This is a genomic window from Myxococcus sp. CA051A (genome assembly GCF_013336705.1).
In the GTDB taxonomy this organism is placed as follows: domain Bacteria; phylum Myxococcota; class Myxococcia; order Myxococcales; family Myxococcaceae; genus Myxococcus; species Myxococcus llanfairpwllgwyngyllgogerychwyrndrobwllllantysiliogogogochensis.
This window is the reverse complement of sequence record NZ_JABUMS010000005.1, coordinates 591,038-612,916: the sequence shown is the minus strand read 5'-3', so window position 1 is coordinate 612,916 and position 21,879 is coordinate 591,038. Positions and strand designations below refer to the sequence as shown.

5 protein-coding genes are annotated in these 21,879 nt (G+C 69.2%); 1 reads left to right on the top strand and 4 read right to left on the bottom strand.

Annotated elements, in window-relative coordinates:
- Window positions 1–36: 36 nt before the first annotated feature.
- Window positions 37–390, bottom strand: coding sequence for a DoxX family protein (locus HUA74_RS18500; protein WP_305794690.1), 354 nt, complete (start codon window positions 388–390; stop codon window positions 37–39).
- 404 nt (window positions 391–794) lie between these two features.
- Here HUA74_RS18500 and HUA74_RS18495 point away from each other — a divergent pair, with 404 nt between their 5' ends.
- Window positions 795–1,889: a helix-turn-helix transcriptional regulator gene (locus HUA74_RS18495; protein ID WP_174455531.1), complete on the top strand. Its 1,095-nt coding sequence runs from the start codon at window positions 795–797 to the stop codon at window positions 1,887–1,889.
- A 61-nt stretch (window positions 1,890–1,950) separates the two neighbouring features.
- Here HUA74_RS18495 and HUA74_RS18490 read toward each other — a convergent pair whose 3' ends face one another.
- From HUA74_RS18490 to HUA74_RS18480, 3 genes are all read right to left on the bottom strand, one after another.
- Window positions 1,951–2,685 (bottom strand): iron-containing redox enzyme family protein, encoded by a 735-nt coding sequence (locus tag HUA74_RS18490; protein WP_174455530.1) that lies wholly within the window; start codon window positions 2,683–2,685, stop codon window positions 1,951–1,953.
- 55 nt (window positions 2,686–2,740) lie between these two features.
- Window positions 2,741–3,553, bottom strand: a complete 813-nt coding sequence (locus HUA74_RS18485; RefSeq protein ID WP_174455529.1) for a GNAT family N-acyltransferase — start codon at window positions 3,551–3,553, stop codon at window positions 2,741–2,743.
- Window positions 3,554–3,856: 303 nt separating this feature from the next.
- On the bottom strand, window positions 3,857–21,879 hold an 18,023-nt coding region (locus HUA74_RS18480; RefSeq protein ID WP_174455528.1), incomplete at its 5' end, for a non-ribosomal peptide synthetase.

The following is a 21,879-nucleotide window of genomic DNA, read 5'->3' as shown; positions in this document are numbered from 1 at the left end:
GGAGTGGCCTTGGCTGCGCCATTCGCCGCCCCCGAGTCACTGCGCCTCACGAAAGGGGAGGAGGGAGCGCAATCGCTCATTGCGCAGCCAGAGCCCGACCCACAGGAACGCCGCGAAGTAGACGGGGGAGAGCACATGCGTGAAGAGCGGGCTCTCGACTCGAACGTGGGTCGCGATGGCGCCGCCCAGGTAGCCTGTCCACAGCACCGCGCCGAGCACCGAGGTGCTCGGGAAGAGGTACACCGCGAGGAACACGAGCTGGAGCACTCCCAGTCCTACGACGACGCTCGCGGGATAGCCGAGCTGGAGGGTGCCCTCCACGAACTGCGGTGCGGAGAGCACCTTGCCTACGGCGTCGAAGATCAGGAAGATGACGGCGAGGCCGCTCAAGATGCGCCCCGTCCACAGGGCTTTCTTTGAAGGACCGGCAGAGTAGGGGGTTGAAACGGAAGAGGACGAAGCGGCGTGGACTGCGGTCAAGGGGGCTCCGTGAGGGGGTAATCGGTCTCGATGCATGGACTTGCCAGCCCCGCCGAAATCATCGGCTGGCCGCAAAGAAGTATTCGTTGGCCCGCCATGGGTCTTGAACAAATTCATTGAACTGCTCTCTTCACTGCTCAATCACTCGCCTCCAACTCGAAGGGTCTCCGAACTGGAATGGCGTTGTGCGTGGAAGGAGCGCTGCCAGGTTTCCGTCAATCGCCCCGAAGGGCGAGGGACAGATTTTCAGTCCGGACCTAAGGACGGGGGACAGCCCCGCATACCTCACGGGGTTGCCTGCCAAGGAGCGGCGGATGTTCAACCCACGGGACTTCAACTCTCGCGAGCTCAGGGTCCGGGACACCGTCACCGTGGCCCTGGGCGGTTCGCGGTCCCTTCCGGAGGTCCTTGAAGCGACTCGAGCGCCGCTTCTCGAGTTCGTCCAGGCCGACTCCATGGCCCTGTGCCTCATGCGCGTCGCGCCTTCGCTCGACTTCCGATGGCACGTCCCCGGCCACCCCATCCCGATACTCAAGGAGTACGCCGGACTGGTCGACCATGACTTCCTCCGGGCCCCCATCCTCGCCCAGCCCGAAGTGCCCACCTGCGACACGCAGCTGCTCTCCCGCGGGGAGTACGAACGAACCCTCGTCTACCAACGCAGCGTGGAGCTTGAGCTGCCTCTGGAGCACATCATGGCCGTCCTCGTGCCCATCCGCCCCGGCGTCGTCGGCGCCTTCGCGTTCTACCGGCACACGCGGTCCGCCTTCTCCTCCCAGAGCATCACCGCGCTCTCCAGCCTCACCAGGCACCTGGCGAACTCCGTGGGCAACTGCCAGGACTACCAGGACCTGACCGCCCGCACCCAACTGCTCCAGGAGCTCTTCCAACGCAAGGACTCCGCCTTCCTCATCCTGGAGCCTCCCACGCGTGAGGTATTCCGCTCCCCGCACGCCACGGCCCTGCTGGAGCGCTGGTTCACCCCTTCGGACGTACACGCCTCCGGCCTCCCTCGCGTCCTCAAGGAGCGACTGGACGCCCTGGCTCGGATGGACTTGGACTCGCGGCTCGGAAAGACTTTATGGGTCATCAATCATCCCGAGGGCTACCGCACGTGCCGGTTCGTCGAGCTGCCCGCCAGTGACGGCCCCCGCCAATGGGCCCTCCTGCTGACCGAGTTTCCCCACTCCATCCCGCTCCCCTTGCACATGCAGCGCGAGCTCACGCCCCGCGAGCTCGACATCGCGAGGGGTGTGCTTCGAAACTGGTCCAACGGGCAGATCGCCGATGAACTCAAGATCTCGGGCCAGACGGTGAAGACCCACGTGCGTAACCTCTTCGGCAAGCTGGGCGTCGATGGTCGCGCCGATTTCCTCTACCAGGCAGCCCTCCTCAACAGGCCCGTGTGAGGCGTCCTCCCGAAGGCCAGGGTTCGAACGGGAGGTTCCCCCAGCCTGCGTGCGGTTGTCTCTACCCCGCGAGGGGTAGGGTGGAGGCTCCGACCTCACGGAAGATGCACGGGTAGACGCTCCGGGCGATGCGGGCCGAGAAGAGGATGGCCTCCTGGTCCTCGGGCTCCGTCAATCGCTCGAGAAGCCGCGCCATCTCCGCCACGTGGTCGCCATCCAGTGCCCCGTGGCTGCGCAGGAACGTCACGGACTTGTGGATGTTGGGAATGGCGGACACCTCCTTCAGTCGCCGGGCCCACACGCCCGCCCGCGTCTGCGACAGGTACTCCAGCACGTACGCGGTCCCCAACACCGCCGTCGGCACGCCCGCGCGGGACGTGAAGAAGTTCCACCCTGTATAGGCCTCCACCGCCGGACTCCGCACCGCCGTCTCCACGGACTCCTCCGAGCACCCCAGGTTCTTCAGGTCCGACAACAGCCACCGGTCGTGCCCCCGCTCCTCCTCCCCCTTCTGGATCAGCAACTGCGCCAACTCCGGGTGCCGTCCCAGCCGCTTCAGCCGCTCGCCCGCCTCGCCGAGGATCGGCGTGCTCCATCGGGCGTAGTGGTAGGTCTGGACGAGGTAGTGGATGTAGCCCGCGGCATCGAGGGAGCCCTCGAAGAGGCGGTGGCCGTCGGGCCGCGCATCCACCGCCGCCACCAGCCCTCGCGCCTCCGCGTCCAGCGCCGCCAACCAATTCGCTCCCGCGTGATTCTTCGCCTGTGTTCGCACGTACGTCTCCTGTCCGGTGCCCATGGGGCTCCCGGTCGCCGCGTGTTGAAGGTGAAAGGAAGGGAACAGCCGCCCCGGTCTAGGCGGCGGGACTCATGCCGTTTTCCATCGCGTGGAAGCGCGCCACGGAGTCCGCCGGAATTTCATCGAGCACCATGACGAGCGGCAGCGTGAACCACTGGAAATACGTGTCGTAGAGCGGCTCCGCGATGAAGCGCGCCCCCATCGTCCTGGCGAAGAGCGAGGGCGCCCTGGGCAGCCGCAGTCCGTCCAACAGCCCCTGCGCCGCCTGTGCCCGTTCTTCGGGCGTGTAGAAGGGACTGCGGGGCCGCACCGGGGCCCTACACGGGTCGGTCACGGCCACGCGCCAGTGAGGACTCAGCCATCCCCGGTGGGCCGCCACCTGCCAGGAGAGGAGCGCGTCCTCGGGCGAGTCCGTCTCCAGGTTCGCGGACGCAATCCAGTGCGTCACTCCGCGCCGCCGGCTCTCCGCGTACATGCCCGCCTGCAGCCACGTGACGGCCTCCGAGCGCCGCCACTTCGGCAACACGCAGAAGCGCGAGGGTTCCGCGAACAGCCTTCCCGGCTGGAGCAGACCCGAGAGGTCCACTCGCTGCTCCAGCTCGAGCCCCACCTTCCCACCCAGGTTCGCCGCCACCTCCGCGTTGGGCAACGCGACTCGCATGGTCGCCACCGGCTCGTCGCCGGCATGGACGAGCACATGCACCGTGGTGTCGAGCGTGTCGACGCACGTCACCTCCCGCCGAGACAGCGCGGACTGCTCGGGCAGCAATCCCAGTTCTCCGCCGAAGACAGCCCAGCGGATGCGAGCCACGTCATCGAGCTCCCGCTGGGTCGCGGCAACACGCCAGCGCCATTGCCTGCACGTCATGGGTACTCTCCTGGTAGCGAAGCGGGCCGGTGTCTCACCGCCCTCGCACGTCCTTTCGTCGCGGGTGACTCGAGTTCGACCGCGGCCCCGAGACAGGCCTCGCGAGCCGCTGCGCACGTGCTCCGCTCCAGCGGCTAACAGTTCGCCCCATCACAACGGCGTCCAGGTCTCTCCAAGCCGTTGACGGGTTCAGAGCCCACAACGAATGGAGAACATGCACATGACGCAGTGGAAGCGAGTCCTCACGTGGCTGCCGCGTCGGACCTCCATGTCCGAGTCGCGGCAGCCACCTCACGTGCCTGCTCAGCGCGAGGACTTCAGCGCATCCCGCAGTCGCTCGGCCAGGGTTTGCACGCCGGGCTCACGCAGCAGTCCGTAGTGGTCTCCCTTCACCGGGTGACGCTCCAGTCCTTCACCGATGAGCGCGGACCAGCCGCCATCCGTGGGCAGCTCCGCGTCGTGCTCGGTGGCCTTGAACAGCACCGCGCGCGTGGACAGCGGCTTCGCCACGTAGCGACGCGCGGCACCCAGGTTCGCCTCGAACACCCGCAGCAGGGACTTCAGTTGTTCGGGGTCCGTTCCGGGAGGAAGGACTCCCGCTTGGGTGCCCGCCGCGAGCAGGTGCTCCAGGACCGCGTCCGGCTCCAGCGCCGCGAGCGCGCCGAAGTCGAGAGCGAGGTTCGTCAGCGACGCCCCGAGCAAATCTCTCGCGAACATGCCGACCACCTGCAACCGATCCAACTCCGACGGCTCCTGGGCCCGCGTCACATCCGGGGCGTAGCTGTCGATGAGCGCGAGCAGCTCCACCTGCTCCCCCTGCGCGCGGAGCTGCTGGGTCATCTCGTAGGCGATGACGCCGCCGAGCGACCAGCCTCCCAACAGGTAGGGCCCCGAGGGTTGGACCTCACGCATCGCCGTCACATAGGCCTGGGCCATCTCCTCGACGGTGCCTCGCGGTGCGGCTTCCCCGTTCACGCCCCGCGCCTGGAGGCCGATGAAGGGACGCTCCGCTCCGAGTCGACGGGCCAGTTCGGCGTAGGCGAGGACGTTGCCTCCCACGGGGTGCACGCAGAAGAACGGCGTCTTCCCGCCAGGGCGCGGGGCTCCGAAGGGCACCACGGTGGACGGGGTGAGAGGGGCGTTGTCGCTGAGCAGGACCGCGAGCTGCTCCACCGTGGGCGCCTGGAAGAGCGCGGCCAGCGGAACCGGGCGGCCCACCGCCTCGCTCACCGCCGCCATGAGGCGCACGGCCATCAGCGAGTGACCACCCAGCTCGAAGAAGTTGGCGCGGACTCCGACGGCGCGGACTCCGAGCACCTCTTCCCAGATGCGCACCAGCCGCAGCTCCAGAGGTGTCCTCGGCGGCAGCGCGGACTCCGTTCCGGACGCATCGACGGACGGTTCCGGCAGGGCCCGCGTGTCCACCTTGCCGTTGAGCGTCAGCGGCAGGGCGGGCAGGGCGACGAAGGCGGACGGCACCATGTACTCGGGCAGGCGCTGCTGGAGCCACGTTCTCAGCGTGGCCACATCCGGCGCGGGCGGCGTCGAGGCCACGACGTAGGCCACGAGCCTCTTGTCTCCCGCGCCATCGTCTCGCGTCACCACGACCGCGTCTCGCAGGGACTCGTGCTCGCGCAAGACCGCGGCGATCTCGCCGGGTTCGACCCGGAAGCCGCGCACCTTCACCTGGAAGTCCATGCGTCCGATGAACTCCATGCGGCCATCCGCGAGCCACCGGACCCGGTCTCCCGTGCGGTACATGCGTGCCTCGCTCGCCGTGCTGAACGGGTCCGCGAGGAAGCGCTCCGCCGTCAGCTCGGGACGCCCGAAGTAGCCTCGGGCCACCTGGGGGCCACCCACGTACAGCTCGCCGGGCATCCCCACGGGGACGGGCCGCAGGCCCGCGTCCAGCACGTACAGACGTGTCTGTCCCAAGGCCCGACCGAGCGGGACCTGAGCGGGGGCCTTGTCACCGGGCGGCAGCTCCACCCGCCCCGCGAGGACACCCACCGTCGTCTCCGTCGGCCCGTAGTGATTGAAGACCTCGCACTCCGGCGCGAGCGCGTGGACCTTCTCCAGCAGGGCCCACGACGACGACTCGCCGCCCAGCACCAGTCGCTTGCGCGGAAGGACACGTCGCGGCTCCGGCACCGTCAGCAACGCGGCCAGATGCGACGGGACGATCTTCACGCAGTCCACCGCGTGGCGCTGGAAGTACTCGGCCACTCCTTCCGGGCTTCGTGCCCGCTCCTGCGTCAACACGTGCAGCAGCCCACCCGTGACGAGCGCGGGGAACAGCACCGTGTTGCCCAGGTCCGCGGCGAAGGTGGAGACCATCGCGAAGCTCGAGCACTCGGTCAGCCGCAGCCGGTCGATGGCCGCGTGCACGTAGCTCATGAGCTGGCCGTGCGGCACCGCGACGCCCTTGGGCCGACCCGTGCTGCCCGACGTGAAGAGCACGTAGGCCAGGTGCTCCAGGCCGACTTCGACTCCCGTCGCGTGGACAGGCTGGTTCGCGAGCAGCGCCGCGTCCTCATCCATCCGCACGCACCGGACGTCGAGTCCGTCGAAGGCACCCGCGAGGCGCGCCTCCGTGATGACGATGGGCGCGGACACTTCTTCCACGAGGCCGCGAAGGCGCGCCGCGGGCTGCGACGGCTCCAGCGGAACGTAGGCCGCTCCCGCCTTGTGGACCGCGAGCAGCGCGGCGACCACCTCCACGCCACGCTCCAGGCACAGGGCCACGGGCACATCCGGCCCGGCACCCAACGCGCGCAGGTGATGCGCGAGCTGATTGGCGCGTTGGTCGAGCTGCCGGTAGCTCCACGCCTGGTCCTCGCAGCGAAGCGCGGGGGCTTCGGGAGTTCGTGCGGCCTGCTGCTCGAAGAGGCGATGGAAGGGATGCCCCGGCTGCACACTCGCTTCGACCGAGGGGGCGTCCAGGAGCAGTCGCTTCCGCTCGTCATCCGTGAGCAGCGAGAGCGTGGCCAGCGGGGCATCCGGCGTGGCGAGCGCGCGCTCCAGCAGGTGCTGGAAGTGGTGCATGAGGCGCTCGGCGGTGGCCGGCTCGAACAGGTCGGTGCTGAAGACGAGACCGCCCTGGTAGCCGTCGGTCGCTCGGACCATGTGGAGATTGAGCTCGAACTTGGTCGAGCTGTGCTCCACGTCCACGCTCTTGAGCGTCAGGTCCGACAGCGCGACTTCGGGAGTCGGTGCGTTCTGGAGCACGAACATGGCCTGGAACAGGGGCGTCCGGCCCAGGTCCCGCGCGGGCTGGAGTTCTTCCACCAGTCGCTCGAACGGGAGGTCCTGGTGCTCATAGGCGCCCAGTGTCGTGTCACGCACCTGGGCCAGCAGACCTCGGAAGGTCAGCTCCGGCGTGAAGCGCGCGCGCAACGCCAGGGTGTTGATGAAGACACCCAGCATGCCCTCGGTCTGTGCATGTCGACGGCCCGCGATGGGCGAGCCGACCACCACGTCGTCCTGTCCCGAGTACCGCTGGAGCAGGGCCTGGAACGCGGCCAGGAGCAGCATGAAGGGCGTGACCTTCTCGCGGCGGGTCGCCGCGTCCACCGCGTCGCTCAGTGCGGGAGACAGTCGCAGGGACGCCAGTCCGCCATGGGACGAGAGCGCGGCCGGACGAGGCTTGTCCGTGGGCAGCTCCAGCGCGGGAGCGGCGCCATCGAGGTGACGCTTCCACCACCCGAGCTGCTCACTCAAGGCCTCACCCTTGAGCCAGCCTCGCTGCCACACCGCGTAGTCGGCGTACTGCACCGGCAGCTCCGGCAAGGGCGACGGCGCTCCTCGCTGGAAGGCCTCGTAGAGCTGGGTCAGCTCACGCACCAGCACGCCCATGGACCAACCATCCGAGACGATGTGGTGCATGCACACGAGCAGGACGTGCTCCGTCGGCGTGACGTGCAGCACGGTGACTCGCAGCAGGGGACCCGCGGCCAGGTCGAACGGACGGAGCGCGTCCTCCGTGGAGAGGCGGAGCACTTCGGCCTCACGCTGCTCGGGAGGCAGCTTCATCAGGTCCACCGCGTTGAACGGCGGAGTTGCCGTCGCATGGATGACCTGTCGCGGCTCGCCGCCCTCCATCGTGAAGGTCGTGCGCAGTGACTCGTGACGCTGGACCAGCGCGTCGAAGGCACGCTGGAGCGACGTCAGGTTCACCGGGCCCAGGAGCTTGAGCGCCCAGGGGATGTTGTAGTGCGCCTGTCCGGGCTGGAGCTGGTCCAGGAACCACAATCGCTGCTGCGCGAAGGACAGCGGGAGCGCGCCTCCTCGCGGCACGGGCACCAGCGGCGGCAGCACCGCGAGCCCTCGTTCCATGGACAGCCCGCGCTGGAGATGCTCCGCGAGCCCCGCCAGCGTGGGGGACTCGAAGAGTGTACGGACGCCCAGCTCCAGGCCCAGCTCCGCGCGGATGCGCGCCACCAGTCGGGTCGCCATCAGCGAGTGGCCGCCCAGCTCGAAGAAGCTGTCGTGACGGCCCACGCGGGGGACCTGGAGCAGCTCCGTCCACAGCTCCGCCAGTCTCGACTCGAACGGGGTCGCGGGCGGCTCGTGCGCCCTCCCCATATCGAAGCCAGACGCGTCCGGCACCGGCAGGGCCTTGCGGTCCACCTTGCCGTGCGTCGTCTGCGGCAGCGCGGACAGGTACATGACGTGCGCGGGCACCATGTACTCAGGCAGCCGTTGCCGCAGCCACGCTCTCGGCTCCTCACCGGTGAGGGCCTTGCCGTCGGCCGTGACGACGTAGGCGACCAAGCGCTTGTCGCCGGGCACATCCTCCCGGACGACGACGGCCACCTCGCGCACCTCGGGATGCGCGCGCAGGGCGGATTCGACTTCACCCAGCTCGATGCGGAAGCCACGCACCTTCACCTGGAGGTCGATGCGTCCCAGGAAGCGGAGCGCGCCGTCCTGCGTCCAGCACACGCGGTCTCCCGTGCGATAGAGGCGCTCTCCCGGCGTGGTGGCGAAGGGATGCGGAACGAAGCGCTCGGCGGTGAGCGCCGGACGTCCCTGATAGCCACGTGCCAGGCCCGGGCCTCCGATGAACAGCTCGCCGGGCACGCCCACCGGGACGGGCCGCAGCGACGCATCCAGGACGTAGACCTGGGTGTTCGGAATGGGCCGGCCAATGGGGACGGAGTCGCCCAGGGGCTCGCCCGGTGGCAGCGCCTGTTGCGTCGTCACCACGGTGACTTCCGTGGGGCCATACGCGTTGGTGAGCGCGAGCCCACGCGCCAATCGCTCGCGAGCCCTGGGGACGGGCAGCACGTCGCCACCCACCCACAGCCGGGGCAGTCGGGACAGGGCCTCCGGCTCATGCTGCTGCATGACGTCGAAGAGGGCGGTGGCCAGCAGCGCGGTGGTGACGTGGTGCTCGTCGATGACGCGGGCCAGCTCCGTCACCTCCGGTGTCACCGGCGGGTACACGGCGAGCCGCGCCCCCGTGAGCAGCGCGCTCCAGATCTCCAGCGCCGTCGGGTCGAACGTCAGCGGAGCCACCTGGAGGATGACCTCGCCCGGCTCGCGAGACGCGAAGCCCATACCGGAGACGAGGCGCAGCACGCCCCGGTGGGTGATGGCCACGCCCTTGGGCGTTCCCGTGGAGCCCGACGTGTACGTGACGTACGCGAGACTGTCCGAAGCCAGCGGCACGGAGAGTGGCTCCGCGGACTGGCTCTCGATGCGTCCCCCGTCGGTATCGAGCGCCACCACGGGCCAGGCACCCGAGGGCAGCACGCCCTGGACCGCGCCCACGGTGAGGACACCGGCGACGCTGGAGTCCTTGAGCATGAAGGCGATGCGCCGTGACGGATGGCTCGAATCGAGCGGGACGTAGCAGCCGCCGGCTTTGAGGATGCCGAGCAGCGCCACGTACAGCTCCAGGCTCCGCGGAATGCACACGGCGAGGCGCGGCTCCTGCCCCAAGCCGAGGGACAGCAAGTGTCGAGCGAGCTGGTTCGAGCGCGCGTCGAGTTCCGCATAGGTGAGGTGCTGGCCCTCGAACTGGAGGGCGATGGCCTCGGGCGTGCGCCGGACCTGCTCAGAGAACTGCTGGGGCAGGGTGGCCTCGGACGGGTAGTCCGCGCGCGTGTCATTCCATTCGACGAGGACGCGCCGGCGTTCGGGCTCGGTCATCAGCGACAGGGTGGAGAGCGGCGCGTCCGCGTCGGCGACGGCTGCTTCCAGCAGGCGCAACAGGTGCGCCCCCAGTCGTTCGATGGTGGAGCGCTCGAACAGGTCCGTCTTGAAGGCCAGTCCTCCGCTGTAGCCCTCCGGCGTTCGGGTCAGGGCCAGCTCCAGCTCGAAGCGACTGACGGTGTATTCCACCTCCACGCTTCGCAGCGTCAGCTCCGGCAGTGCCACCTCCGCGTCTGGCGTGTTCTGCAGGGCGAAGAGGACCTGGAACAGCGGAGTACGGCTCAAGTCACGCGTCGGCTGAAGCTCCTCCACCAGTCGCTCGAAGGGGATGTCCTGGTGCTCGTAGGCCCCGAGCGTCATGTCGCGCACCTGGGCCAGCAGGCTCCGGAACGTGAGGTCCGGAGCGAAGCGGGCGCGCAGCACCAGGGTGTTGACGAAGAAGCCGATGAGGCCCTCCGTCCGGGCATGGTGGCGCCCCGCGATGGGCGAGCCGATGAGGATGTCATCTTGCCCCGAGTACCGGTGCAGCAAGGTCTGGAACCCGGCCAGCAACAGCATGAAGGGCGTGACGCGCTCACGTTGAGCCAGGGCCTCCAGCGCGTTGCTGAGCGCGGGTGACAGGCTCAGGGGGATGCTGGCGCCCTGGTGAGAGAGCACCGCCGGGCGAGGCTTGTCGGTGAGCAAGTCCAGCGTGCCGGCTGCTCCCGAGAGCCGTCCCTTCCACCAGTCGAGCTGCGTCTGGAGCGTCGCGCCCTGGAGCCAGTCGCGCTGCCAGAGGGCGTAGTCCGCGTACTGAATCGGCAGCTCCGGCAGGGGCGACGGCAGGCCCTGGCGGAACGACTCGTAGAGCTGGACCAGCTCGCGCACCAGCACCGTCTGAGACCAGCCGTCGGAGATGGCGTGGTGCATGCACAAGAGCAGCACGTGCTCGTTCGGCTCCAGCACCAGCAACGTGGTGCGCATGAGCGGCCCCGAGGCGAGGTCGAACGGAAGGCTCGCATCCTCCATCGCGAGCCGCGTCGTCTCTTCCGCCCGCTGCTCGGCGGACCGGCTCGAGAGGTCCACTACCCGGAGGTTTCCGGGCAGGGCGGGGTGGATGACCTGATGAGGCTCGCCTTCCACCGCGAGGAACGTGGTGCGCAGCGACGCGTGGCGGCGCACCAGTTCGTCGACGGCCTGCTGGAACGCGGTGGGTTCCAGGCGCCCGGACAGGCGCAGCGCCACGGGTATGTTGTAGACCGACGTGCCCGGCTGGAGCTGATCCAGGAACCACAGGCGCTGCTGCGCGAAGGACAGGGGCACGGTGCCCTGGCCGCGAGGCTTTCCCAGCTCCGGCAGGGAGCTGCTCGACGTCGCGCTGGTGAGGCGCTCCGCGAGCCCCGCCAGCGTGGGGGCCTCGAAGAAGGCTCGCAGTCCCAGCTCCACGCTGAACTCGTCGCGGATGCGCGCCACCAGTCGGGTCGCCATCAGCGAGTGGCCGCCCAGCTCGAAGAAGCTGTCGTGACGGCCCACCGTGGGGACTCGCAGCAACTCGCGCCACAGCTCCGCCAGTCGCTCCTCCATGGGCGTCGCGGGCGGCTCGTGCGGACTCCCCGTGTCGAAGCCAGACGCGTCCGGCACTGGCAGGGCCTTGCGGTCCACCTTGCCGTGCGTCGTCTGCGGCAGCGCGGACAGGTACATGACGTGCGCGGGCACCATGTACTCAGGCAGCCGTTGCCGCAGCCACGCTCTCGGATCCTCGCCGGAGGGAGGGTTGCCGTCGGCCGTGACGACGTAGGCGACCAGGCGCTTGTCGCCGGGCTCATCCTCCCGAATGACGACGGCCACCTCGCGCACCTCGGGATGCGAGCGCAGGGAGGACTCGATTTCACCCAGCTCGATGCGGAAGCCGCGCAACTTCACCTGGAGGTCGATGCGTCCGAGGAAGCGGAGCACACCGTCCTGCGTCCAGCACACGCGATCTCCCGTGCGATAGAGGCGCTCGCCGGGCGTGGTGGAGAAGGGATGCGGCACGAAGCGCTCGGCGGTGAGCGCGGGACGTCCCTGGTAGCCACGTGCCAGGCCCGGGCCACCGATGAACAGCTCGCCGGGCACGCCCACCGGGACGGGCCGCAGCGAGGCGTCGAGGACGTAGACCTGGGTGTTCGGAATGGGGCGGCCGATGGGGATGGAGTCGCCCAGGGACATGCCCGGTGAAAGCACCTGCAGCGTCGCCGCCACGGTCGCTTCCGTGGGGCCGTACGCGTTGATGAGCGCAAGCCCTCGCGCCAGCCGCTCGCGAGCCGTGGGGACGGGCAGCACGTCGCCTCCCACCAACAGCCGAGGCAGTCGGGACAGGGCCTCCGGCTCGTGCCGCTGCATGACGTCGAAGAGGGCTGTGGCGAGCACCGCGGAGGTGACGTGGTGCTGGTCGATGACGCGGGCTAGCTCCGCCACCTCCGGTGTCCCCGGCGGGTACACGGCGAGCCGCGCTCCCGTGAGCAGCGCGCTCCAGATCTCCAGTGCTGAGGGGTCGAACGTCAGCGGAGTCACCTGGAGGGTGACCTCGCCGGGCTCGCGAGACGAGACACCCATGCCGGCGATGAGCCGCTGCACGCCCCGGTGGGTGATGGCCACGCCCTTGGGCATGCCGGTGGAGCCCGACGTGTACGTGACGTACGCGAGGTTGTCCGAGCAGAGCGGTACTGAGAGCGGAGCCTCGGATTGGGTCGCGATGCGCACCTCATCGGTGTCGAGCGCCACCACGGGCCAGGCACCCGAGGGCAGCACGCCCTGGACCGCGCTCACGGTGAGGACACCTGCGACGCTGGAGTCCTCGAGCATGAAGGCGATGCGCCGCGACGGATGGCTCGAATCGAGCGGGACGTAGCAGCCGCCGGCCTTGAGGATGCCGAGCAGCGCCACGTAGAGCTCCAGGCTCCGCGGAATGCACACGGCGAGGCGCGGCTCCTGCCCCAAGCCCAGGGACAGCAAGTGTCGAGCGAGCTGGTTCGAGCGCGCGTCGAGTTCCGCGTACGTGAGGTGCTGGCCCTCGAACTGAATGGCGATGGCCTCGGGCGTGCGCCGGACCTGCTCGGAGAACAGCAGGGGCAGGGTGGCCTCGGACGGGTAGTCCGCGCGGGTGTCATTCCACTCGACGAGGACTCGCTGGCGTTCGATCTCCGTCATCAGCGACAGGGTGGAGAGCGGCGCGTCCGCGTCGGCGACGGCTGCTTCCAGCAGGCGCAACAGGTGCGCCCCCAGTCGGTCGATGGTGGAGCGCTCGAACAGGTCCGTCTTGAAGGCCAGTCCTCCGCTGTAGCCCTCCGGCGTTCGGGTCAGGGCCAACTCCAGCTCGAAGCGACTGACGGTGTATTCCACCTCCACGCTTCGCAGCGTCAGCTCCGGCAGCGCCATCTCCGCGTCTGGCGTGTTCTGGAGGGCGAAGAGGGCCTGGAACAGCGGGGTGCGGCTCAAGTCACGCGTCGGCTGAAGCTCCTCCACCAGCCGCTCGAAGGGGATGTCCTGGTGCTCGTAGGCCCCGAGCGTCATGTCGCGCACCTGGGCCAGCAGGCCCCGGAACGTGAGGTCCGGAGCGAAGCGGGCGCGCAGCACCAGGGTGTTGACGAAGAAGCCGATGAGGCCCTCCGTCCGGGCGTGGTGGCGACCCGCGATGGGCGAGCCGATGAGGATGTCGTCCTGCCCCGAGTACCGGTGCAGCAAGGTCTGGAAGCCGGCCAGCAACAGCATGAAGGGAGTGACGCGCTCACGTTGAGCGAGGGCCTCCAGCGCGTTGCTGAGCGCGGGTGACAGGTTCAGAGGAACACTCGCGCCCTGGTGCGAGAGCACCGCCGGGCGAGGCTTGTCGGTGAGCAGGTCCAGCATGCCCGGGGCACCCGAGAGCCGGCCCTTCCACCAGTCGAGCTGCGTCTGGAGCGTCGCGCCCTGGAGCCAGTCGCGCTGCCAGAGGGAGTAGTCCGCGTACTGAATCGGCAGCTCCGGCAGCGGAGACGGAAGGCCCTGACGGAACGATTCGTAGAGCTGGACCAGTTCGCGCACCAGCACCGCCTGGGACCAGCCGTCGGAGATGGTGTGGTGCATGCACAAGAGCAGCACGTGCTCGTTCGGCTCCAGCACCAGCAACGTGGTGCGCATGAGGGGACCCGAGGCGAGGTCGAACGAAAGGCTCGCATCCTCCATCGCGAGCCGCGTTGTCTCTTCGGCCCGTTGTTCGGCGGACCGGCTTGTGAGGTCCACCACCCGGAGGTTTCCGGGCAGGGCGGGGTGGATGACTTGATGAGGCTCGCCTTCCACCGCGAGGAACGTGGTGCGCAGGGACTCATGGCGGCGCACCAGTTCGTCCACGGCTCGTTCGAACGCGGTGTGCTCCAGACGTCCGGACAGGCGCAGCGCCACGGGCATGTTGTAGAGCGACGTACCCGGCTGGAGCTGGTCCAGGAACCACAGACGCTGCTGCGCGAAGGACAGGGGCGCGGAGCCTTGTCCACGACGCCGTCCCAGCTCCGGCAGGGAGCTGCTCGACGTCGCGCTGGTGAGGCGCTCCGCGAGCCCCGCCAGCGTGGGGGCCTCGAAGAAGGCCCGCAGTCCCAGCTCCACGCTGAACTCGTCGCGGACGCGCGCCACCAACCGCGTGGCCATCAGCGAGTGGCCACCCAGCTCGAAGAAGTTGTCGCGACGGCCCACCGTGGGGACTCGCAGCAACTCGCGCCACAGCTCCGCCAGTCGCTCCTCCATGGGCGTCGCGGGTGGCTCGTGCGCGCGGGTGACGCGGTGGAGGTTCGCATCCGGCGCGGGCAGGGCCTTGCGGTCCACCTTGCCGTTGGGCGTGAGCGGCAACACGGCGAGCGGCACGAAGGCCGCCGGCATCATGTACGCGGGCAGCCGCCGCTGGAGCTGGTCATGCAAGGCCAGCACGTCCAGCTCCGGCACCGCGTCCTGCGTCGCCCCGGAGGGCACCACGTACGCCACCAGGCGCTTGTCGCCGGGGACGTCCTCACGCACCTGCGCCACCGCGTCCCGCACCTCGGGGACCGCGCGGAGCGCCGCTTCGATTTCACCCAGCTCGATGCGGACTCCGCGCAGCTTCACCTGCGTGTCGCCTCGACCGAGGTACTCCAGGCCCCCGTCCCGCTTCCAGCGGGCCTTGTCGCCCGTGCGGTAGAGCCGTTCGCCCTGGCCGAAGGGATTGGGGGTGAAGCGATCCGCCGTCAGGTCCGCGCGTCCGAGGTAGCCGCGCGCGACGCCCTCGCCACCGATGTACAGCTCGCCCACCACGCCCGTCGGTGTGGGCTCGAAGGCGCTGTCGAGCACGTACGTCGTCACGTTCGTCAGCGGTCGACCGATGGGCACTTCCCGCGCGCCCTCGTCGTTGCTCACCGCCATCAGGTCCACCGCAGTGGCCACCGCCGTCACCTCGGTCAACCCGTAGGTGTTTCGCAGGGGAATGGCCATGCCCGCGCCGCGCCGCCATGCGGCCAATCGCTCGGGGGCCGCGCGCTCACCGCCAATCACCACCCACTTGAGCTGCTTCGGCAGACGGGCGCGGCCCTCCTCCAGGCTCGCGGTGATTTCGTGCCAGAACGCCGTGGGCAGGTTGAGCTGCGTCACACCCGCCGACTCGCACTTCGCGAGGAACACCGCCGGCGCGTCCAACATGTCCGGCGTGCGCAGCACCAGCGTCCCGCCTCGCGTGAGGCAGGGATAGATCTCCTCCGCGCTCGTGTCCCAACTGATGGACGCGAACTGAAGCATCCGGTCGCCCGGCTCCACGGGATAGGTCTTCCACGCCGCCCGCGTGAAGTTCACCAACGAGCGGTGTTGCACCACCACGCCCTTGGGTTGCCCCGTCGAACCGGACGTGTACAGCACGTACGCCGCCGCCTCCGGAGGCACGTCCACCGTGAGCGCCGCCACGTCACCCTCGCGAGGCACGGTGTCCACGTCCAGCCAGTCGCGCCCGGCCAGGTCTCCCAGCTTCTCGCGCGCTGGTCCGCGCGACACCACGACGCGCGCGCCGCTGTCCTCCAACATGAAGGCCAGTCGCTCCGCCGGGTACTCCGGGTCCAACGGCACGTAGGCGCCACCGGCCTTGAGCACACCGAGCAGCGACACCAGCAACTCCACCGAGCGCTCCATGCACACGGCGACGCGCGTCTCCAGTCCGACACCCAGCTCGCGCAGGCGCCGCGCCAGCCGCGTGGCCCGGGCCTCCAGCTCGCGATAGGTGACGGAGTCCTCGCCCGACACCACCGCCACCGCGTCGGGAGTCCTGGCCACCTGCGCCTCGATGAGCGCGTGGATGCGCGCATCGGCGGGCAGCTCCTCGCGCTCGCCCGTCCACTCCAGGAGCAACTGCTGGCGCTCCTCCGGTGACAGCAACGGCAGCTCCGACAGCGGCGTCTCCGGCTGCGCGACGATGGCTCGCAGCAACATCAGGAAGTGCAGGGAGAAGCGCTCCAGCGTCGCGGGCTCGTAGAGGTCGGTGCTGTAGCTGAAGGCACCGTTGAAGCCCTCGGGGGTTCGGGTCAGGTCCAGGCCCAGCTCGACCAGGGCGAGGCCCGTTTCGTCGAGGTCGGCCGGAGACACGGACAGCTCCGGCAGGACGATCTCCGGCAGCGGCGCGTTCTGGAGCGTGAACATGGCCTGGAACAACGGTGTGCGGCTCGCGTCACGCCGCGGCTGGAGCTCCTCGACCATCTTCTCGAAGGGAACGCCCTGGTACTCGTACGCACCCAGCGTCCTGTCGCGCATCTGCGCCAACAGTTCGCGGAAGCCCTGCTTCGGGCCGAAGCGCGCGCGCAGCACCAGCGTGTTCACGAAGAAGCCAATCAGCCCCTCCGTGTCCCCCAGGTTGCGGTTGGCGATGGGCGAGCCGACGAGGATGTCATCCTGCCCCGAGTACCGGTGGAGCAACGTCTGGAACGCGGCCAGCAGCACCATGAAGGGCGAGGCGCCTTCCTTGTGCGCCAGCGCCTCCACGGCCTGGGAGAGCTTCAGCGGAAGGCGCACATCGACGAGGGCCCCCCGGTGACTGAACACCGCCGGACGCGCCTTGTCCGTGGGCATGTCCAGCGCGAAGGGCGCTCCTTCCAACTGCTGCTTCCACCAGCCGACCTGCTCCGTGAGCGTGTCGTCTCGCAACCATGAGCGCTGCCAGACGGCGTAGTCCGCGTACTGGATGGACAGCTCAGGAAGCGGCGACGGGAGCCCTCGACGGAAGGCCTCGTACAGCGCCGTCATCTCGCGCACGAACACGCCGAGCGACCAGCCGTCCGACACGATGTGGTGCACGTGGAGGACCAGGATGTGCTCCTGGGGCCGGAGCTTCAGCAACAGCGTTCGCAGCAGCGGGCCCCGTGCCAGGTCGAACGGACGACGGGCCTCTTCGTTCACCAGCCGGTAGGCCTCCGCGGTGCGCAGGTCCTCCGGGTCCATGTCCGACAGGTCCACCTTCTGCACGGGCACGAAGGTCGCGGGGCTGATCTTCTGGACGGGCTGGCCCGCCTCGGAACTGAACGTGGTGCGCAGCGACTCGTGGCGCCGGACCAGCTCGTCGAAGGTTTGACGGAGGGCGCGCTCATCCAGCGTGCCTTCCAGGCGCAGGGGGAGCGGGCTGTTGTACAGCGTGGACCCCGGCTCGAGCTGGTCAATGAACCACAGGCGTTGTTGGGCGAACGACAGCGGCAGGTCGTCCGTGCGCGGGACGCGCGTGAGGGCCGGGGCCTTCACCTTCGTGGCCGAACCGAGCTTCGCCGCCAGCTCCACCACCGTGGGGGCGCTGAACAGCCTGGCCAGCGGAAGCTCCACGCCCAGCGCGGCGCGGATGCGCGACACCACCTGCGTCGCCATGAGCGAGTGGCCGCCCAGCTCGAAGAAGTTGTCGTGGCGGCCCACGGTGTCGCGATGCAGGACTTCCGCCCAGATGGTCGCGAGCTGGGCCTCCAGCGGGCTTCGCGGTGCCGCATCCTCCGGTGTCGTCGTCACGGACGTCTCCGGAACCGGCAGGGCCTTGCGGTCCACCTTGCCGTGCGTCGTCTGAGGCAGGGCGGACAGGTACATGACGTGCGCGGGCACCATGTACTCGGGCAGCCGTTGCCGCAGCCACGCCTTGGGGTCCTCGCCGGTGGGCGGGTTGCCGTCGGTCGTGGCGACGTAGGCCACCAGGCGCTTGTCGCCGGGCACGTCCTCCCGAATGACGACGGCCACCTCGCGCACCTCGGGATGCGCGCGGAGGGAGGACTCGATTTCACCCAGCTCGATGCGGAAGCCGCGCAACTTCACCTGGAGGTCGATGCGTCCGAGGAAGCGGAGCACACCGTCCTGCGTCCAGCACACGCGGTCTCCCGTGCGATAGAGGCGCTCACCGGGCGTGGTGGAGAAGGGATGCGGCACGAAGCGCTCGGCGGTGAGCGCGGGACGTCCCTGGTAGCCACGTGCCAGGCCCGGGCCTCCGATGAACAGCTCGCCGGGCACGCCCACCGGGACGGGCCGCAGCGAGGCGTCGAGGACGTAGACCTGGGTGTTCGGAATGGGGCGGCCGATGGGGATGGAGTCGCCCAGGGGCATGCCCGGTGACAGCACCTGCAGCGTCGTCACCACGGTGGCCTCCGTGGGGCCGTATACGTTGGTGAGCGAGAGCCCTCGAGCCAGCCGCTCGCGAGCCGTGGGGACGGGCAGTACGTCGCCTCCCACCCACAGCCGGGGCAGTCGGGACAGGGCCTCCGGTTCATGCCGCTGCATGACGTCGAAGAGGGCGCTGGCGAGCTGCGCGGTGGTGACGTGGTGCTCGTCGATGACGCGGGCCAGCTCCGTCACCTCTGGCGTCCCCGGCGGATACACGGCGAGCCGCGCTCCCGAAAGCAGCGCGCTCCAGATCTCCTGCGCTGAAGGGTCGAACGTCAGCGGAATCACCTGGAGGATGACCTCGCCAGGCTCACGAGACGCGAAGCCCGCGCCGAAGATGAGTCGCAGCACGCCCCGATGGGTGATGGCCACGCCCTTGGGTGTGCCGGTGGAGCCTGACGTGTACGTGACGTACGCGAGGTTGTCCGAGCAGAGCGGTACGGAGAGCGGCTCCGAGGACCGACTCGCGATGAGGGGAGAGTCGGTGTCGAGCACCACCACGGGCCAGGGCCCGGAGGGAATCACGCCCTGGACCGCGCTCACGGTGAGGACACCGGCGACGCTGGAGTCCTCGAGCATGAACGCGATGCGCCGCGACGGATGGCTCGCATCGAGCGGGACGTAGCAGCCGCCGGCCTTGAGGATGCCGAGCAGCGCCACGTAGAGCTCCAGGCCGCGCGGAATGCATACGGCGAGGCGCGGCTCCTGCCCCAAGCCCAGGGACAGCAAGTGTCGAGCGAGCTGATTCGAGCGGGCGTCGAGCTCCGCGTAGGTGAGGTGCTGGCCCTCGAACTGGAGGGCGATGGCCTCGGGCGTGCGCCGGACCTGCTCGGAGAACAGCAGGGGCAGGGTGGCCTCGGACGGGTAGTCCGCGCGGGTGTCATTCCACTCGACGAGGACTCGCTGGCGTTCGGCCTCCGTCATCAGCGAGAGGGAGGAGAGCGGCGCGTCCGCTTCCGCGACGGCCGCTTCCAGCAGGCGCAGCAGGTGCGCCACGAAGCGCTCGGCGGTGGGGCGCTCGAACAGGTCCGTGTTGAAGGACAGGATTCCGCTGTAGCCCTCCGTCGTTCGGGTCAGGGCCAACTCCAGCTCGAAGCGACTGGCGGTGTGTTCCACGTCCACGCTTCGCAGCGTCAGCTCCGGCAGTGCCATCTCCGCGGTCGGCATGTTCTGGAGGGCGAAGAGGGCCTGGAACAGCGGCGTGCGGCTCAAGTCACGCGTCGGCTGAAGCTCCTCCACCAGTCGCTCGAAGGGGATGTCCTGGTGCTCGTAGGCCCCGAGCGTCATGTCGCGGACCTGGGCCAGCAGGCCCCGGAACGTGAGGTCCGGCGTGAAGCGGGCGCGCAGCACCAGGGTGTTGACGAAGAAGCCGATAAGACCCTCCGTCCGGGCATGGTGGCGACCCGCGATGGGCGAGCCGATGAGGATGTCGTCCTGCCCTGAGTACCGGTGCAGCAAGGTTTGGAACCCGGCCAGCAACAGCATGAAGGGAGTGACGCGCTCACGTTGAGCGAGGGCCTCCAGCGCGTTGCTGAGCGCGGGTGACAGGCTCAGGGGGATGCTGGCGCCCTGGTGCGAGAGCACCGCCGGGCGAGGCTTGTCGGTGAGCAAGTCCAGCATGCCCGGGGCACCCGAGAGCCGGCCTTTCCACCAGTCGAGCTGCGTCTGGAGCGTCGCGCCCTGGAGCCAGTCGCGCTGCCAGAGGGAATAGTCCGCGTACTGAATCGGCAGCTCCGGCAGCGGAGACGGAAGGCCCTGGCGGAAAGCCTCGTAGAGCTGGACCAGCTCGCGCACCAGCACCGTCTGGGACCAGCCGTCGGAGATGGCGTGGTGCATGCACAAGAGCAGCACGCGCTCGTTCGGTTCCAGAACCAGCAACGTGGTGCGCATGAGGGGACCCGAGGCGAGGTCGAACGGACGGCTCGCGTCCTCCATCGCGAGCCGCGTCGTCTCTTCCGCTCGCTGCTCGGCGGACCGGCCCGAGAGGTCCACCACCCGGAGGTTTCCGGGCAGGGCGGGGTGGATGACCTGATGAGGCTCGCCTTCCACCACGCGGAACGTGGTGCGCAGGGACTCGTGGCGGCGCACCAGTTCGTCCACGGCCTGCTGGAACGCGGTGTGCTCCAGACGTCCGGACAGGCGCAGCGCCACGGGCATGTTGTAGAGCGCCATGCCCGGCTGGAGCTGATCCAGGAACCACAGACGCTGCTGCGCGAAGGAGAGTGGGAGTCGTCCCGTGCGGTCCACACGAACCAGGGGCGGTTGCTCCCCGCTCGGGCTCGTGCCCTGGGATCGGGCATCCAGACGCGCCGCGAGCGCGGCCACGGTGGGTGCCTCGAACAGCGTGCGCAGGGGCAGCTCCAGGCCCAGCGCGCCCCGGACGCGGACGACCACCTGCGTGGCGAGCAGCGAGTGGCCGCCCATCTCGAAGAAGCCGTCGTGAATCCCGATGCGCTCGATGCCGAGCACCTGCGCGAAGAGCGTGGCGAGTGTTTCCTCCAGCGGTGTCCGGGGCGCCACGTACCTGCCGGGCTGCGCGACGGGCGCCTCAGGAGCGGGCAGGGCTTTTCGGTCCACCTTGCCGCTCGGAGACAGCGGCAGCACGCCCAGATGCGTGAAGGCCGACGGCACCATGTACTCGGGCAGGCGCGGCTGGAGATGGGTCTTCAGCAATTCAACCGTCAACGGCTCCGCGTCTCCCGTGACGTAGGCGACGAGGCGCTGGTCGCCGGGGACGTCCTCGCGAACGAGGACGACGGCGTCGCGGACGGAGGGGTGAGAAAGGAGAGCGGCTTCGATGTCACCCAGCTCGATGCGGAAGCCGCGCAGCTTGACCTGGAAGTCGGAGCGGCCGAGGTACTCCAGGGTGCCGTCAGGCAGCCAGCGAGCGACGTCGCCGGTGCGGTAGAGGCGAGCCTCGGGAGCGTCGGAGAACGCATCGGGGATGAAGCGCTCGGCGGTGAGCTGGGGCTTGCGCCAGTAGCCGAGACCGACCTGGACGCCACCGATGAAGAGTTCACCAGGGACGCCGATGGGAGTGGGCTGGCCGAGGGAGTCGAGGACGTAGAGGCGGGTGTTGGCGACGGGCCTGCCGATGGGGACGGAGGAGCGGGAGGAACCGCGAGCGCAGTGGAAGAAGGAGACGTCGACGGCGGCCTCGGTGGGGCCGTAGAGGTTGTGGACTTCGGCGGAGGCCGGCAGGCGCGAGTGGGCGCGAGCCACCAACTCCGAGGAGAGAGCCTCACCACTGCACACGACGCGACGCAGGCCCGAGAGCTTCTCGAGTCCCGGCTCCTCCAGGAAGGCGCGGAGCATGGAGGGGACGAAGTGCAGGGTGGAGATGCGCTGCTCGGAGATGAGGCGGACGAGGTAGGCGGGGTCCTGGTGTCCGCCAGGCTTCGCGAGGACGAGGCGAGCACCCGTCATGAGGGGCCAGAAGAACTCCCAGACGGAGACGTCGAAGGAGAAGGGAGTCTTCTGAAGGACGGAGTCGTCGGGAGACAGGCCGTACTGCTGCTGCATCCACAGGAGGCGGTTGACGATGC